Below are 15,122 nucleotides of genomic sequence, written 5' to 3' on the forward strand. Positions count from 1 at the left end.
CCGATGGGAAGCGCAGGAATAGGCTGGATTGCGGCAATCATCATCGGTGGTTTGGCCGGCTGGATTGCCTCCAATTTCATGAACAGCAATACCGGGATATTCATGAATGTCATCCTCGGTATCATCGGCGCAGCCGTAGCGAGCTTTATCTTCGGATTTCTCGGTGTTTCGTTCGGCGGCTGGCTGGGCTATCTGATCGCGGGCTTCATCGGCGCCTGCATATTGATATGGCTGGGCCGACTGGTAAGTTAGCAAGAAGGCGCCGAACGGCGCCTTTTTCTTTCGTCGGTTCAATTGTAAACCACCATGCAGGGTAAGAATGGTAAGACCCCACGATATGGGCTCAGAGATTGCCGGTGGTGCGGGCAATAACCTTGATTTCAAAGTCAAAACCGGCAAGCCAGTTGACGCCAACGGCTGTCCAGTTGGGGAAGGGTGGAGTGCTGAACACCCGGTTCTTGACCTGCATGATGGTTTCGAATTGATTTTCCGGATCGGTATGAAAGGTTGTCACATCGATGATATTGTCGAAGGTGCAACCGGCGGCTTTCAGTGTTGCTTCAAGATTATCGAAAGCGAGCTGAACCTGCTTTCCGAAATCCGGTTCCGGCGTCCCGTCGTTGCGACTTCCAACCTGGCCGGAAACGAAAACCAGATCGCCTGAGCGGATTGCGGCTGAATAGCCGTGTGCTTCATAAAGAGCATGCCGGTTTGCGGGAAAAATTGCCTCTCTTTTTGTCATTCTTGTTTTCCTTCGTCGTGTTGCGGCGTGGGTCATTGGAGAATATGCCCGTTCTTGACTTCACAATCGTCCGGATTTTTTGGTATACGCCATGTATATTAAACAACACATATACGGCCTGTATGTCAATTCATATACACGCCGTATACGAAAACAGGTGTGACAATGGCGGTGAACCTGCGCATCAAGGCGATGGAAGAGAACCGGGTGAAGCTGGTTGCTGCGGCCCGGAAAACTTTTGCTGAAAAGGGGTATGCCGCCGCCTCAATGGATGAATTGACCGCGGAGGTCGGCCTGACGCGCGGCGCGCTCTATCACAATTTCGGCGACAAGCGCGGGCTGCTGGCGGCTGTGGTCAGCCAGATGGATAATGAAATGGCTGCACGGGCACAGGAGATTGCCGCACGGGCGGATACTCTGTGGGATGGTCTTCTGGCGGAAGGGGTTGCTTATATAGAGATGGCGCTTGATCCAGATGTCCAGCGTATCGTGCTTCTTGACGGACCAGCATTTCTCGGCGATCCATCGCAATGGCCGAGCCAGAACAGTTGTCTGCAAGCGTCACGGCAAAAAATGGTCCAGCTGATCGAGCAAGGAGTATTGAAACCGGTCGACCCGGAAGCCGCCGCACGATTGCTCAACGGCGCGGCGTTGAATGCGGCGCTCTGGATTGCCGCGAGCGACGATCCGAAAGCCGTACTCTCCAAGGCGATCGACGCCTTTCGATCGCTTGCGACCGGGCTGCTTGCGAAACCGGTTTAGATATCAGGCACCCTGGATCGCAATCCGATTACTATTCGATCTGATTGAATCAGATCGACGCTCTAAATGTTTATTTCATCGCATTATCCTCATGCAAAACCATTTCACACTTTTCGGGATACGCCTTAATTGTTCAGTTTTTATTGACTTGTTATATTAGCAAAACAGAACAAACAGATCCCCGCACGGAGACCATATGGCGACTGAAGGACTTGGACAGACACTCGGACCCGCTGTGGTTCTGCTCGCGGCTGGTGTTGTGGCGGTGCCATTGTTTCGGAAACTGGGTCTTGGCTCAGTTCTGGGCTATTTCGCGGCGGGTGCGCTGGTGGGGCCTTCGGTTTTCGGTTTTTTCACCGATCCCGCAACAATTTTGCATTTTTCCGAACTTGGCGTAGTCATGTTCCTGTTCGTCATCGGGCTAGAAATGCGCCCCGGCAAGCTCTGGACGATGCGGCATCAGATATTCGGTCTCGGTCTCGCGCAGGTTCTCGGCTGTACCGCCCTTCTGACCGGGGCGGGGGTACTTCTGGGCTTGTCTCCGATAACTGCACTGATAGCGGGTGCCGGCTTTGTCTTGTCTTCTACCGCCGTTATCATGTCCATGCTGCAGGAGCGCGGGGAAATCGCCACGCCGGACGGCCAGAAGGCAGTTTCCATCCTCCTGCTCGAAGATCTGATGATCGTGCCGCTGCTGGCCCTTGTCGCCTTTCTTTCACCTGCTCAGCATGAATCTGGCGGGATTTTGGGTATTGCGATAGCCATTGGCGCCATTTTATTGCTGATTGCTATCGGGCGCTGGTTGCTCGATCCATTCTTTTCATTACTGGCGCGTGCCCGGACGCGGGAGGTTCTGACGGCTGGCGCCTTGATCGTCGTACTCGGGGCTGCCTTGCTTATGGAAGCGAGCGGCCTTTCCATGGCGATGGGCGCCTTCCTGGCCGGGGTCATGCTGTCCGGCTCCAGTTATCGGCATCAGATTGAAAGCGACATCGAGCCGTTCAAGGGGCTCCTGATGGGACTGTTTTTTCTGGCTGTGGGCATGTCGCTCGATCTTGGCGTGGTCGCCTCGGATTGGCGCTCAGTACTCATCTTTCTCGTTGCCTATGTGATTACAAAGGCAATTGGCATTTATGCTGTCGCCCGCATTTTCGGCTCCACCCATCATTCGGCGCTCGAACGGACACTGCTCTTTGCACAGGGCGGCGAGTTTGCCTTCGTGCTCTATACATCGGCATTCGGTAACGGGCTGATTTCAGCGCGCGACAACGCGCTTTTTTCAACCGTCATCATTCTGTCGATGGCTGTGACGCCATTCGTGCTGCTTCTGGGTACCCGGCTTCTGCGCGAGGAGGCGCCATCTCTTGAAGGCGTTGAATCCGCTCATAATCTCAAAGGCCGGGTATTGATGATCGGCTTCGGACGGTTCGGGCAAATCGCATCGCAATTGCTGCTCGCACAAAGATCGGATGTTTCGATTATCGAAGCCGATCCCAACCGCATCCGCGAAGCCGGGCGGTTTGGTTTCAAGATATTCTATGGCGATGGATCGCGTCTCGACATCCTGCATCATTCAGGCGCCGACGAAGCCGAAATCATCATGGTCTGCGTAGACGACCGGAAGACGGCCAATCGGATCGTCGAACTGATAAAGTCTCATTTTCCGGCAGCAAAGCTCATGGTGCGTTCCTATGATCGCACGCATTCCATCGAATTGCTCAAGGCAGGGGTGGATTTCGAGCTGCGCGAAACATTCGAATCCGCGCTGCTTTTCGGAAAGGAGGCGCTCTGTGAGCTTGGTCTGGATGAAAGTCTGGCAGAGGACACATTGCGCGATATTCGTATGCGCGATGCCGAACGGCTGACGGCGCAGGTGCAGGGCGATATCTATTCCGGTGCGGATCAGCTGCTTACCGGTGTTCCTGTCCCTGAACCTTTGACGCCTCCCGGCAAGATTACGAAACTCGCCGGGGAAGAAGGTTCAAGCTGAATAATACGGGTTGGTTGCGGGTTAGTTCCGCACCGCCATTTGCAGTTCGGCCTGACGTCCCAGTGTCGTCATCCATTCACTGTACTGAGGATTACGCTCGATCTGGCGTCCGTAATGTCTGCGCAATGCGGCTGTCAATTCGCCTTTACGTCCAAGCTGCTCGTCGGCAAACCCGATCATCTGGGAATTTGGCCAGGCCTGCGGGCGAATGGCAACAAGGCGGGTGAAGAGGCTCTCGGCAGTCTCGTCCTGATTGGCCTGGGCCATAAGCGAAACCATGGCTGCTGTCGAGCGCGACACGCCCATATGGCAGTGGACCAGTAGATGGGTCGGTGCTTCCGGGGTTTGTGCAGCAAGGAATTCCGAGCCGAACTGGAGGATCGCGCTCATATGATCGGGCGTCGGCATTGTGTGGTTGTCGGCGGCGTTGATGATGTCGTGAAAACGCAGCGTCACGCGATGATGTTGCTCGAAAGCCTGAAACGCTTCCAGCTCCGGAAGGTCCGGATCGACCAGCGAAAGAACATGGGTGACTTTGCGTGTCCGCTGTTCGGGTAGTTCCTGAATTCCACACACGGTCAGTTGTGGGGCAAAATGCATACTCATGCCAGTCTCCTCGAATTTCTGTTATGCCGTCCAGAGCGTTCCACGTTTTGATTGAAACATTGGAAATGCTCTATCCATTTGCTTTTACGCGCATCTTGTTCTGAAAACCGCTTTGCACTTTTCGGAGGGCGCTCCGGTTTGAAAATGACGGGATGGTGATATAGGGCGGACACGACATTTTCATGGCTGTTATTAATCCGTTGGAAGCTGCCGCCTGGCCCATTCTCCTTCGGGAATGGCCCGTCCGATATTGTAGCTGAATGAGTCGATCACCATCGTTTCCGCATCGATCTTGCACGTGAAGTCGATAGCATACCATCTGCGCTGGCTACGAAAGGCGCCGTCGCTGACCGTCAGGCCAGTTGCTGAAACGGAACCGCCTTCACGCGCAAGCATATCTGGAAAAGCGCCGGGTTGATGGCGGCGCACCTGTTCAAGCGCCTCGATACCGCAAACCTGGATGATCCGGTCGTTGGGCGCGAGCTTGCCCAGCGCCTGTTTTACACGAGGATCGGATATGGCATCCTTTGAATAGATTTCGCGCGCTCGCGTCAGCTTTTTGGCTGGCGTAGCCGGTTTGGGAGCATCGGCTTTCTGATCGTGCGCCGTTTGAAGTTTTTTGGACGTAGCCGGCTTTTCTTGCGGTGCGAGTGGTTTCTTTTCTTCAGCTGCCACGATCTGACCGGTTTCGGAAGGCTTTTTCTTAGCCTGCTCAGGCGGCGATTTCACCTCCTGCTTTTCCGCTGCGGACTCGAACGCTTGCGGTTGCGGTGGAGCGGCAGCCTGTTCCGGTGTCTTTGGCTGTGGCTTCTTTTCAGGCACTGGCGGTTGAACCAGCTCCACATTGACGCTTTGTTCCGAAGCCGGGGTGCGGAGTTCCGGAAGATGAACCAGAAACAGCAATGCCAGCATCAGATGCAGGGCGACTGAGGCTGGCAGACCCCATCTGGCCTCTTGCAAAACTCTTCTGGTGAACTGCAGCATGGCACCAACATCAGGGACTCGAAAAGTTCAATCTAGAGTGCGTCCTGAAAAGTGTGAAACGGTTTTAGGAAAAGATGCGCGTCAAAATAAACAGTTAAAGCCCGACATTTGGCCTGTCGATCACTTCACGCAGGGCAAAACTGGAATTGATCTTCACGACATGCGGAAGAGCCGAAAGCCAGTCGCGATGGATGCGCTCATAATCCTCAAGATCGCGTGCTGCAACGCGCAGAATATAGTCATATTCGCCCGACATCAGGTAGCAGACCAGTACGTTGGGGCACCGTTTCACTGCAGCCTCGAATTCTGTAAGCGTCTTGGCGAACTGCCCCGAGAGCGAAATATGGACAATTGCGATCATCCGGTATTCGAACGCCTTCTGGGAGAGGCGGGCATGATAGCCCGCGATCACACCGCCATTTTCCAGAATATCGAGGCGGCGCGAACAGGCAGAAGGCGACAATCCTACCTTCTCCGCAAGTTCTGCATTGGTGATGCGTGCATTGACCTGCAATGTCCTGAGAATTGCAAGATCGATAGGATCAAGATTACTCATTCGAAGAACCTTCGAAAAAGAGGGCTGTCCGCGCAATAATTCATCAAAAAGATGGAGCAGACAAATCTTCTTTGCAAGGACATTGCATGCTGCAGATGTTCTCATTTTCGGATCGACAACGACCCACGGCAAGTGGGCAAAAAATGAGAGGAACGCTTATGCGTGTCGGTTGCCCGAAGGAAATCAAGAACCATGAATATCGTGTCGGACTGACCCCCGCCGCAGTTCGTGAATATGTGGCTCATGGCCACGAAGTCTGGATTGAAACAAAGGCAGGTGTCGGCATTGGTGCCGATGATGCCAGTTACATCGCCGCTGGCGCAAAAATTACCGCTTCCGCAAAAGACATTTTCGAGAAGTGCGACATGATCGTGAAGGTCAAGGAGCCGCAGCCTGCCGAATGGGTGCAGCTTCGTGAAGGACAGCTTCTCTACACCTATCTCCATCTTGCGCCCGACCCGGAACAGACCAAGGGGCTGCTCGCCTCCGGCGTGACGGCAATTGCCTATGAAACCGTAACGGATGATCGCGGCGGACTGCCGCTGCTCGCGCCGATGTCGGAAGTGGCGGGTTGCCTGTCAATACAGGCCGGTGCGACGGCGCTTCAGAAGGCAAATGGCGGACTTGGCATTCTGCTGGGCGGCGTGCCCGGCGTACTTCCAGCAAAAGTCACGATCATCGGCGGCGGTGTCGTTGGGCTTCATGCAGCCAGAATGGCAGCGGGCCTTGGTGCTGACATATGCATTCTGGATCGCTCGCTGCCACGCCTGCGCCAGCTCGACGATATATTCGGCGGTCGCGTTCACACGCGTTATTCCAGCATTCAGGCGCTTGAAGACGAGGTCTTCTCTGCCGATCTCGTTATTGGTGCCGTGTTGATCCCTGGAGCCGCAGCGCCGAAACTCGTTACCCACGAAATGTTGTCCGGCATGAAGAAGGGCGCGGTTATCGTTGACGTGGCTATCGATCAGGGCGGCTGTTTCGAGACCTCCCACGCAACGACACATTCCGATCCCACTTACGAAGTGGACGGGATCGTCCATTACTGCGTGGCCAATATGCCGGGTGCCGTTCCGGTGACCTCGGCTCACGCCCTCAACAACGCGACCCTTCATTACGGTCTGGCGCTTGCCGACCACGGTCTGAGGGCAATTGCCGAGAACAAGCATCTGCGTGATGGCCTGAACGTCTACAAGGGACGCATCACCAACAGGCCGGTTGCGGAAGCGCTTGGTTATGAAGCTTTTGCGCCCGAAAGCGTTTTGAACGTGGCGTGAAGCCTTGCGGGAACGGCGTTGAAAACGACTATGATGATGTACATGATGTCATCATAGTTTCGTTAAGTCATGAGTTCCGCTGCTTTCGCTTTGCGCGGGAAGGGAAAAGCTAGGTTAGGCTGCTGCGAACTAAATTGTTGCCTGACCTTGTTTTGAACAAGATGTGCACCTATATGGCTGTCATAGGCATTGCTTAAGAGCGCTGGAACGCGTCTGTCGCTCGCAATAGCCTTCATCGCTTGATGCTTTTGACCACGGATGTACTGGCACTGGTAGGAAAGCGATGATCAGGAAGGTCGGTGCGTTTTCGCCCCGGCCTTTTTTGTTGTCTGCAGTTTTCATGAAAATAGACCCGAACGGCCTGCTGAATTTTTCAAACAGGCCGTCCGGCTAAAAACTAAGCGGCGAGTGCTTCGTCTTCCGAGGTCGGGACTTCGGAAATCGTCTTCAGGACCTGCGAAGCGATCTGATACGGGCAGCCCTGCGAGTTCGGGCGACGATCTTCCAGATAACCGCGATATCCATCCCTGACGAACGCGTGTGGAACGCGGATCGAAGCGCCACGGTCGGCAACGCCGTAGGAGAACTTGTTCCACGGCGCGGTTTCATGCTTGCCGGTCAGGCGCATGTGGTTATCCGGGCCGTAAACGTCGATATGGTCCTGCAGGTTCTTGTCGAACTGCGCCATGAGCGCTTCGAAATAGTCCTTGCCGCCCACTTCACGCATATATTTGGTCGAGAAGTTGCAGTGCATGCCAGAGCCATTCCAATCGGTATCGCCGAGCGGCTTGCAATGGAACTCGATATCGATTTCATACTGTTCGCAAAGGCGAAGCAGGAGATAGCGGGCGATCCAGATCTGGTCGGCGGCGTTCTTGGAACCCTTGCCGAAAATCTGGAACTCCCACTGGCCCTTGGCCACTTCCGCATTGATGCCTTCGTGATTGATGCCGGCATCGAGGCAGAGATCGAGATGTTCCTCGACGATCTTGCGGGCGATGGAGCCGATATTCTTGTAGCCGACGCCGGTGTAATATGGACCCTGCGGGGCAGGGAAACCCTGTTCCGGGAAGCCCAGCGGACGGCCATCCTTGTAGAAGAAATATTCCTGCTCGAAACCGAACCATGCATCGTCGTCTTCAAGGACGGTTGCGCGGCTGTTGGATGGATGCGGCGTGATGCCATCCGGCATCATGACTTCACACATCACGAGAACGCCGTTCTTGCGCGCGGGATCGGGGTAGATCGCGACCGGCTTCAATACGCAATCCGAGCTGCGGCCTTCGGCCTGCATTGTCGACGAGCCGTCGAAGCCCCAGAGCGGCAATTGCTCAAGCGTAGGGAAAGCATCGAATTCCTTGATCTGCGTCTTGCCGCGCAGGTTTGCAGCTGGCTTGCACCCATCGAGCCAAATGTATTCGAGCTTGTAGTTGGTCATCGCTAGTCTCTCTGTCATCCTCGGTTGATCAATCACCACAAGTCATGCGGTGTCGCGCGGCTCGGCGTTCGATTTAATAGAAGCAAGGACCATGCCAGTTCCGAATTTGGCACATTTTTAAGGTGGAAACGGCGAATGCGACCGAGCGGGCAAGATTTGCGCAACAGAAAGCGGAGAATGTCTGCTCAAAAAACAGGCAACGGATTACAATTTCATCACGCCTGATATTCAGCTTGCATCATCCCGGTCGCGCCGCTTGTCATTCGGGAGCAAAAAGCCTGGAAACTCAAAGGCATAAAGCAAAATCGAACAGGCGGACAGAATAAGTCGTTGGACGCTCCGGCCACCATTCTTCACCTTATCCTCAAACAAAAGGGGAGTGACTGATGGCACGTTCGATCAACAGAAAATCGGCTTTTCTGGCAAGCCTGGCGTTGAGTGTTTCGGCAATGACTGTTTACGCAGCCAACGCTGCGGAAATTACCGTGATGGGTTATCGCGGCGCATTCCAGGACAATTACGTCAAGGCCGTCATCGAACCGTTCCAGAAGGAACATCCCGACATCAAGGTCACCTATTACGGCGTGCAGAATGCAGCGACATCGCTCGGAAATATGCGCGCCCAGAAATCCTCGCCCCAGACGGATGCGGTCATCTATGACCTCTCGGTCGCCAAGATTGCCGATGAGGAAGGGCTGGTCGAGAAGCTTGATCCGGCATCGCTCAAAAATTATGCGGATGTCGCCGATCTCGGCAAGGAACTCGCTGGCGCTGCAATACCGATTACATATGACACGCTTTCGCTTCTTTATAATCACGATGCATTTGCGAAGGGTTCACCGGATAGCTGGGAAACGCTCTGGGATAAGCAGCAAAGCGGCAAGGTCATCATCCCGGCGCAGGGCGGCGGCGATATCCAAGCCATCCTGCTTACGATCATCGCGAACCGCCTTGCCGGTGAAGACGACTATACGAAGACCGTGGAACCGGGCGTCGACAAGCTGGTGGAGCTGGCGCCTGCCGTGCAGACATGGGAACCGAAGCCCGATGCCTATACGCTGGTTGCAAACGGCACGGCGACCTTGTCCATCGGCTATAATGCTCGCGCCCAGTTCTACTTCGACCAGACCGGGGGAAAGCTTCAGTCTGTCGGGCCCAAGGAAGGCACGGCTGCGCAGGTGAACGTCATCAGTGCGATTGCCAACGGCAAGAACATGGATGCAACCAAGACATTCATCGATTACGCGATAAGCTCCGAGGCGCAGGCCCGTTTCGCCGAGATCATGTTCTATGCGCCATCGAACACGAAAGCGGACGTGAACGACGAAACGAAAAAGCGCATTCCGTACATGGATACGGCCCAGCGCGAAAAGCTCATTCCTGTCAACTGGATGACAATCGGCGATATGCGCGACAAACTGCTCAATCCCTGGCGCCGCCAGATCATTCCGGCTGGTCGCTAAATCCCTACCTCACTCTGAAATTCACGCTTCCGCCCCGTTTCGCCGGGGCGGCAACGACCCCTCACAGGTTTCGATATGGTAGCAGAAAGCTCATTTCTACAGTTGAAGGCTCTCACCAAGCTCTACGGTAACAATTACCGGGCAGTGGACGACCTTCATCTCGATCTGCCACGCGGGAAACTGCTCGGCCTCCTCGGTCCATCCGGTTGTGGCAAGACGACGACTTTGCGCATGATTGCCGGTCTCGCCTCGATATCAGACGGTAACATCCTGATCGATGGCAACGATATTTCGCACAGGCCGCCCCATCAGCGCGATATCGGTCTGGTTTTCCAGAACTATGCCCTGTTCCCGCACATGACCGTGGCCGAAAATGTCGCTTTCGGTCTCGATATGCGCAAGGTCGGCAAGACTGAGGCGAAGAAGCGCGTTGAGGAAGCACTCGAAATGGTGCGGCTTCCCGGCTACGGTTCGCGCAAGCCGAAAGAAATGTCCGGCGGTCAGCAGCAACGCGTGGCGCTGGCGCGCGCGCTGGTCATCCGCCCGCGCATTCTTCTGCTCGATGAGCCTCTGTCCAATCTGGATGCGAAGCTGCGCGATGACATGCGGATCGAAATCCGCGAGATTCAGAAGCGCCTCGACATCACCACGGTTTTCGTCACGCATGATCAGGTCGAAGCGCTCACAATGTGCGATGTCGTCGGCGTGATGGATAGCGGTAAGCTGGCACAGCTCGGTTCACCGGAAGAAATCTATGAAAAGCCGTCCTCCCTCTTTGTGGCCAAATTTGTCGGCCGCGCCAATGTCCATGATTGCGAGATCGTCGACGAAAATGTCTGCCGTCTGGGCAGCGGCACCTATCGCTGCAACACGCATGGAAAGTCACGCGGGTCAGGGCAGATCGCCATTCGTCCGCACCGCATCAATCTCACGCCCAACCGCGATCGCAATCTTGTCAGCGTCGTAACCAACAGCGCGCACGGCGTGGTCGAGCGCACGACCTATATCGGTGACATCGTTCAATACGACATCGAGATCGAGGGCGCCTGCCTGAAAGTGGAGGTGCCCACCGCGAGCGCGGGACATGCATTCCATACCGGTGACCGGCTGCTGTGCGAATGGAAACCGGAAGATATGCTGGTTTTCGGGAGCTGATGTCATGACAGCGATCACGTCAACCGATATCATTCCGGCAAAGTCATCGAGACGCAGGCGCTATAGTCTCGTCGCAGTTGCGCTCCTTCTGCCGATGGCCTTGATCAATCTCATCGCCTTCATCGCGCCGGTAGCGCATCTGGCGCAGATATCCTTTCTGCAGAGCGAGAGCGGCGGCGTTCTGACAGACCGCTATACGTTCGAAAACTACATCAATTTCTTCACCGACAGCTTCAATTGGGGGCTTGTGTTCAACTCGCTCTGGCTGAGCGCGTTCATCACGCTGGCAACGCTCATCTGCGCCTATCCGATTGCGCTTTTCCTGCATCGTGTTTCGCCGGTCTGGCGCAACTTCCTTTTCGTGGTGACAGTCTCGCCGCTGCTCGTCAGCAGCGTGGTGCGCACCTATGGCTGGATGGTGCTTCTCGGCGACCAGGGGCTCGTCAATGGAGCTTTGATGAATCTCGGCCTCATTTCCTCCCCCATCAGGCTCGTCAACAATACGCTTGGCGTATTCATCGGCATGGTGGAAATCCTGATCCCCTATATGGCGCTGTCGCTGATTGCCGGTTTCGGGCGCCTGAATGCCTCGCTCGAAGAAGCTGCGGCATCCCTTGGCGCCAATGCCTTCACGCGGTTTCGCCGGATCATCCTGCCGCTTACCTTGCCGGGTATAGCGCTTGGCTGCCTGCTTTGCTTCGTGCTGGCGATCAGCTCCTTCATCACGCCGAAATTGCTTGGCGGCGGGCGCGTGTTCCTGCTGGCGACGGAAATCTATGATCAGGCCGTGATCCAGCTTGAATGGCCGCGCGCCGCCGCAACCTCCGTCATTGTCCTGATCATCTTCGGGCTGGCCCTGATGGTCTATTCCCGCATCGCACGTCGCATCGACTGATTGGCAAAGGAGAAATGAGATGATTGGTTCAACTTCATTGCCATTCCGGGTTCTGGTCGGCCTGCTCTATCTGTTCCTGCTGGCCCCCATTCTGGTGGTCGTGCCGCTATCGTTCAGCAACGACAACTATCTCACTTTCCCGCCGCAGAGCTGGGGCGTACGCTGGTATGCGGAAATGCTGCATCATGAAACGCTCATTCAGGCGTTCTGGATCAGCCTCGGCATTGCATCGGTCGTCACCGTCCTGTCGCTGCTGGCGGGCATCCCGGCAGCCTATGCGATCCGCCGCTATCAGTTCCGTGGACGCGAAGCGGTGCTGAACCTCTTCACTGCGCCGCTGCTTCTGCCGTCCATCGTGCTTGGCCTCGCCATTCTGCTGGTCTTCGTGCGGCTGGAACTGCTCGGAACGTTCACCGGTCTGGTGATCGCCCATCTGATCGTGACAACCCCTTACGTCATCCGCATCATGATAACGGCATTCTCGACTTTGCCGCCATCGGTCGAGGAGGCCGCCACGATGCTGGGTGCTTCACCGTTCACCGTGTTTCGTCGCATCACCCTGCCGTTGATGATGCCGGGTCTGGTGGCAAGTGCGGCTTTGTCCTTCCTCCTGTCATTCGATGAGGTGGTGATCTCGCTCTTCATCACCGGACCACGCATGACGACGCTGCCGGTGGAAATCTTCAACTATGTCGAAAGCCGCACCGACCCGATGACCGCTTCCATCTCGGTTGTGCTGATCGCGTCCACGCTGCTCATCATCTTCGTCATCGAACGCACACTCGGATTGTCACGCACAATCGGCAAATAACCTCCCAACTGAAAGTGACTGCAAGCATGGAAAATATCGCCCTCTGGATGTCGCAACCGCATTTCAGCTATCTGGAAATTGCCCGGACCTGCGGCTTCTCATCCTTCGTTCTCGAACTCGAACACGGAACCTTCGACCTGTCGACACTGGACCAGTTTTTGGCTTTCACCAAGGCGCAGGGTCTCTCCACCCTGACCAAGGTTCTGGCCCCGACGCCGGAGGCCATTCAGCAGGCGCTGGACTTCGGATCGGATGGCGTCATCGTTCCGCATATTCTCGGCGTGGACCATGCGCATCAGGTGACAAAAGCTGCAAAATATCCGCTCGTTGGCACGCGCTCTTATACGGGCGGCCGCGTTTTCGGCTACGCCCGCCCGGCGACGGATGCTTTCGAAAAAGAGAACAAGCGCACCAAATGCTTCGCTATGGTCGAGACGGCAGAAAGCCTTGCCGACGTTGAGAAGATCATTGCGCTCGACACGGTCGATGGCTTGTTTCCTGGTCCATCGGATCTTGCGCTTGCACGCGGTCGGGGAGCCTACGCCTTCAATGATGATGACAAGGCCGACCTGCGCCGCTGCGCGGCGGCTGCACGCGCTGCCGGGAAGCCATGGATCATGCCCGCCTGGACTGAGGCCGAACGGCGCTTCGCACAGGAGGAGGGTGCCGCGATGCTGGTCGTCGCCACCCAGAACATGACGCTTCGCCAAGGCATGGTTTCGACTGTGAACATGCTGAAAAGCGAAGCCTTGGTTGCCTGATTGAACTGAACACTCATCCGCTGGAGGAAAAAATGAAGATTAGCTTGATCCAAACGAGCCCGCAGACCGACAAGGCAGAAAACCTGCGTATTACGCGGGGATTGATGGAAGATGCCGTGCGCACGGATTCTCCGGACCTGATCGTGCTGCCCGAATATTTCGAATATTACGGCGGTACTCCGGAAGAGAAACTTGCGGCAGCCGAAAGTGTTCCCGATGGCCCTGCCTATAAGATGGCGCAGGACTTTGCCCGCGAGCACAACGTCTTCGTCCATGCCGGAACCCTGATGGAAAAGGTTCCAAACGAAAAGCGGATCTATAATTCCACCTTCGTCTTCAATCGCGAAGGCAAGGAGATCGCGCATTATCGCAAGATCCATATGTTTGACATCGTCGGGCCGGACGGGACGGCCTATAAGGAATCCGCAACCGTCAAGCCGGGCGAGAATGTCGTTGTCTACGATCTCGACGGGTTCAAGATCGGCTGCGCGATCTGCTACGACATCCGCTTTGCCGAACTTTATCTGGAACTGGAAAAGGCCGGTGCCGATGTCATCGTTCTTCCCGCCGCATTTACGCTGCAAACGGGCAAAGATCATTGGGAAGTGCTGGCGCGTGCCCGTGCCATCGAAACCCAGACCTATTTCGCGGCCTGCGGCCAGACCGGCAGCACGGTTTCCAACGGTGAACGGCGTCATACCTATGGTCATTCGCTCGTTTGCGATCCGTGGGGCCATGTTGTGGCGCGCGCGTCCGATGGCGTCGGCTTCGTGACGGCGCGCATCGAGCGCGCGCAGATCGAGCGCGTGCGTTCGCTTATCCCCATGGTCAGCCATCGCCGCATCGGCAAGCAGTTGCAAGCCTGCGCATAGGAGGCGCCATATGTACACGATCAATCCCATGCCGGAGCAGGTTCCTGCCGGTGATCTCCAGCTGCTGTCAGGGGTCGAAACGGCCACTGTCGGCCACTGGCGCTTCTTCGGCTTCATGCACCGTTCTATCCAGCCGCTCCTCCCGAAGCGCCGTGTGGTCGGCACTGCCGTCACCATCGCCATACCGGGCCCGGATTCCACCCTGCTTCACCACGTAACCGGAATGCTTCGCCCCGGCGATATTCTGGTGGTGGATCGTATGGGCGACGACCGCTATGCGTGCTGGGGCGGCGGTGTGACCATCGCTGCGAAGGCCTCGGGTGCGGTCGCTGGCATCGTGGATGGCCCGTGCACGGACCTGACGGAAATCGAGGATTCCGATTTTCCGATGTGGGCGAGGGGTATCTCGCCCATCACCACCCGGCTCTATGATCTGGGAGGCGGCATCAATATTCCGGTCTCCTGCGGCGGTGTCGTTGTCAATCCCGGTGATGCCATTCTGGCCGATGAGAGCGGAGTTCTGGTCCTGCCGCGTGACGAGGTGAATGCGGTCGCCTCCCGTGCGCTCGACATACAGGACAAGGGCAAGGTGCGCGAGGCTTCGGTGAAAACCGGTCTCAAGCTCGGTGACGTGTCCGGTGCCACCAAGAAAATTCTCGCCCATGCGGGAAGCTGATCCGATGCGGGCCGGTTGCGACCGGCCCCGATCATTTGTGGGGTGGGATATTACTATTTGCTTATTTTCACCCCGCAAGTGGCTTAGAAGGAAAGCACGAATCTGATTGCCCGGAGCGCAATAAGGGACTTCAA

The 15,122-nt window shown here is 56.1% G+C and carries 16 protein-coding genes; 11 read left to right on the forward strand and 5 right to left on the reverse strand.

The features are described from left to right. Positions 1-3: 3 nt before the first annotated feature. The gene (locus tag JNC70_RS18660; RefSeq protein ID WP_010659353.1) at positions 4-252 is read left to right on the forward strand and encodes a GlsB/YeaQ/YmgE family stress response membrane protein; all 249 of its coding nucleotides are present in this window, start codon (positions 4-6) and stop codon (positions 250-252) included. A 91-nt stretch (positions 253-343) separates the two neighbouring features. Here the strand turns inward: JNC70_RS18660 and JNC70_RS18665 are convergent, their stop codons facing one another. After that, positions 344-742, reverse strand: a complete 399-nt coding sequence (locus JNC70_RS18665; protein WP_104755257.1) for a RidA family protein — start codon at positions 740-742, stop codon at positions 344-346. A 165-nt stretch (positions 743-907) separates the two neighbouring features. Between JNC70_RS18665 and JNC70_RS18670 the strand changes: the two genes are divergently transcribed. Beyond that, a complete protein-coding gene (locus tag JNC70_RS18670; protein ID WP_104755256.1) occupies positions 908-1,504 on the forward strand; it encodes a TetR/AcrR family transcriptional regulator in 597 nt (198 codons plus the stop codon). A gap of 196 nt (positions 1,505-1,700) precedes the next feature. Further along, positions 1,701-3,494, forward strand: a complete 1,794-nt coding sequence (locus JNC70_RS18675) for a monovalent cation:proton antiporter-2 (CPA2) family protein (RefSeq protein WP_104755255.1) — start codon at positions 1,701-1,703, stop codon at positions 3,492-3,494. 21 nt (positions 3,495-3,515) lie between these two features. On the opposite strand, the gene JNC70_RS18680 is transcribed toward JNC70_RS18675, so the two are convergent. The 3 genes from JNC70_RS18680 to JNC70_RS18690 all read right to left on the reverse strand — a co-directional run bounded on the left by JNC70_RS18680 (position 3,516) and on the right by JNC70_RS18690 (position 5,640). After that, the gene (locus tag JNC70_RS18680) at positions 3,516-4,100 is read right to left on the reverse strand and encodes a tyrosine phosphatase family protein (RefSeq protein WP_104755254.1); all 585 of its coding nucleotides are present in this window, start codon (positions 4,098-4,100) and stop codon (positions 3,516-3,518) included. Positions 4,101-4,292: 192 nt separating this feature from the next. Then, on the reverse strand, positions 4,293-5,084 hold the full coding sequence (locus JNC70_RS18685) for a DUF930 domain-containing protein (RefSeq protein WP_104755253.1): 792 nt from the start codon (positions 5,082-5,084) through the stop codon (positions 4,293-4,295). A gap of 94 nt (positions 5,085-5,178) precedes the next feature. Then, a complete protein-coding gene (locus JNC70_RS18690; protein ID WP_104755276.1) occupies positions 5,179-5,640 on the reverse strand; it encodes an Lrp/AsnC family transcriptional regulator in 462 nt (153 codons plus the stop codon). Positions 5,641-5,798: 158 nt separating this feature from the next. Here JNC70_RS18690 and ald point away from each other — a divergent pair, with 158 nt between their 5' ends. Next, positions 5,799-6,917, forward strand: a complete 1,119-nt coding sequence (ald, locus tag JNC70_RS18695; protein WP_104755252.1) for an alanine dehydrogenase — start codon at positions 5,799-5,801, stop codon at positions 6,915-6,917. A 397-nt stretch (positions 6,918-7,314) separates the two neighbouring features. Here ald and JNC70_RS18700 read toward each other — a convergent pair whose 3' ends face one another. Beyond that, complete coding sequence (locus JNC70_RS18700) at positions 7,315-8,355, reverse strand: glutamine synthetase beta-grasp domain-containing protein (protein WP_104755251.1); 1,041 nt, start codon at positions 8,353-8,355, stop codon at positions 7,315-7,317. 386 nt (positions 8,356-8,741) lie between these two features. Here JNC70_RS18700 and JNC70_RS18705 point away from each other — a divergent pair, with 386 nt between their 5' ends. The 7 genes from JNC70_RS18705 to JNC70_RS18735 all read left to right on the forward strand — a co-directional run bounded on the left by JNC70_RS18705 (position 8,742) and on the right by JNC70_RS18735 (position 14,988). Then, positions 8,742-9,818 carry an extracellular solute-binding protein gene (locus tag JNC70_RS18705; RefSeq protein WP_104755250.1) on the forward strand — a complete coding sequence of 359 codons (1,077 nt, stop codon included), beginning with the start codon at positions 8,742-8,744 and terminating at the stop codon, positions 9,816-9,818. A 75-nt stretch (positions 9,819-9,893) separates the two neighbouring features. Next, positions 9,894-10,973: an ABC transporter ATP-binding protein gene (locus JNC70_RS18710; RefSeq protein ID WP_104755249.1), complete on the forward strand. Its 1,080-nt coding sequence runs from the start codon at positions 9,894-9,896 to the stop codon at positions 10,971-10,973. Between the two features lie 4 nt (positions 10,974-10,977). After that, the gene (locus JNC70_RS18715) at positions 10,978-11,868 is read left to right on the forward strand and encodes an ABC transporter permease (protein ID WP_104755248.1); all 891 of its coding nucleotides are present in this window, start codon (positions 10,978-10,980) and stop codon (positions 11,866-11,868) included. Between the two features lie 19 nt (positions 11,869-11,887). Beyond that, the gene (locus JNC70_RS18720; RefSeq protein ID WP_104755247.1) at positions 11,888-12,679 is read left to right on the forward strand and encodes an ABC transporter permease; all 792 of its coding nucleotides are present in this window, start codon (positions 11,888-11,890) and stop codon (positions 12,677-12,679) included. A gap of 26 nt (positions 12,680-12,705) precedes the next feature. Further along, positions 12,706-13,440: an aldolase/citrate lyase family protein gene (locus tag JNC70_RS18725; protein WP_104755246.1), complete on the forward strand. Its 735-nt coding sequence runs from the start codon at positions 12,706-12,708 to the stop codon at positions 13,438-13,440. Positions 13,441-13,472: 32 nt separating this feature from the next. After that, positions 13,473-14,312: a carbon-nitrogen hydrolase family protein gene (locus JNC70_RS18730; RefSeq protein WP_104755245.1), complete on the forward strand. Its 840-nt coding sequence runs from the start codon at positions 13,473-13,475 to the stop codon at positions 14,310-14,312. Between the two features lie 10 nt (positions 14,313-14,322). Next, entirely contained in the window at positions 14,323-14,988 is a 666-nt protein-coding gene (locus JNC70_RS18735; protein WP_104755244.1) for an RraA family protein, read from the forward strand. Positions 14,989-15,122 lie beyond the last annotated feature (134 nt).

The organism is Brucella oryzae, from assembly GCF_041929965.1.
GTDB classification, from domain to species: domain Bacteria; phylum Pseudomonadota; class Alphaproteobacteria; order Rhizobiales; family Rhizobiaceae; genus Brucella; species Brucella oryzae.

Bases quoted from the DNA above. Each gene is read 5' to 3' on its own strand.
- JNC70_RS18660 (WP_010659353.1), top strand. From the start codon at position 4: ATGGGAAGCGCAGGAATAGGCTGGATTGCGGCAATCATCATCGGTGGT.
- JNC70_RS18665 (WP_104755257.1), bottom strand. From the start codon at position 742: ATGACAAAAAGAGAGGCAATTTTTCCCGCAAACCGGCATGCTCTTTAT.
- JNC70_RS18670 (WP_104755256.1), top strand. From the start codon at position 908: ATGGCGGTGAACCTGCGCATCAAGGCGATGGAAGAGAACCGGGTGAAG.
- JNC70_RS18675 (WP_104755255.1), top strand. From the start codon at position 1,701: ATGGCGACTGAAGGACTTGGACAGACACTCGGACCCGCTGTGGTTCTG.
- JNC70_RS18680 (WP_104755254.1), bottom strand. From the start codon at position 4,100: ATGAGTATGCATTTTGCCCCACAACTGACCGTGTGTGGAATTCAGGAA.
- JNC70_RS18685 (WP_104755253.1), bottom strand. From the start codon at position 5,084: ATGCTGCAGTTCACCAGAAGAGTTTTGCAAGAGGCCAGATGGGGTCTG.
- JNC70_RS18690 (WP_104755276.1), bottom strand. From the start codon at position 5,640: ATGAGTAATCTTGATCCTATCGATCTTGCAATTCTCAGGACATTGCAG.
- ald (WP_104755252.1), top strand. From the start codon at position 5,799: ATGCGTGTCGGTTGCCCGAAGGAAATCAAGAACCATGAATATCGTGTC.
- JNC70_RS18700 (WP_104755251.1), bottom strand. From the start codon at position 8,355: ATGACCAACTACAAGCTCGAATACATTTGGCTCGATGGGTGCAAGCCA.
- JNC70_RS18705 (WP_104755250.1), top strand. From the start codon at position 8,742: ATGGCACGTTCGATCAACAGAAAATCGGCTTTTCTGGCAAGCCTGGCG.
- JNC70_RS18710 (WP_104755249.1), top strand. From the start codon at position 9,894: ATGGTAGCAGAAAGCTCATTTCTACAGTTGAAGGCTCTCACCAAGCTC.
- JNC70_RS18715 (WP_104755248.1), top strand. From the start codon at position 10,978: ATGACAGCGATCACGTCAACCGATATCATTCCGGCAAAGTCATCGAGA.
- JNC70_RS18720 (WP_104755247.1), top strand. From the start codon at position 11,888: ATGATTGGTTCAACTTCATTGCCATTCCGGGTTCTGGTCGGCCTGCTC.
- JNC70_RS18725 (WP_104755246.1), top strand. From the start codon at position 12,706: ATGGAAAATATCGCCCTCTGGATGTCGCAACCGCATTTCAGCTATCTG.
- JNC70_RS18730 (WP_104755245.1), top strand. From the start codon at position 13,473: ATGAAGATTAGCTTGATCCAAACGAGCCCGCAGACCGACAAGGCAGAA.
- JNC70_RS18735 (WP_104755244.1), top strand. From the start codon at position 14,323: ATGTACACGATCAATCCCATGCCGGAGCAGGTTCCTGCCGGTGATCTC.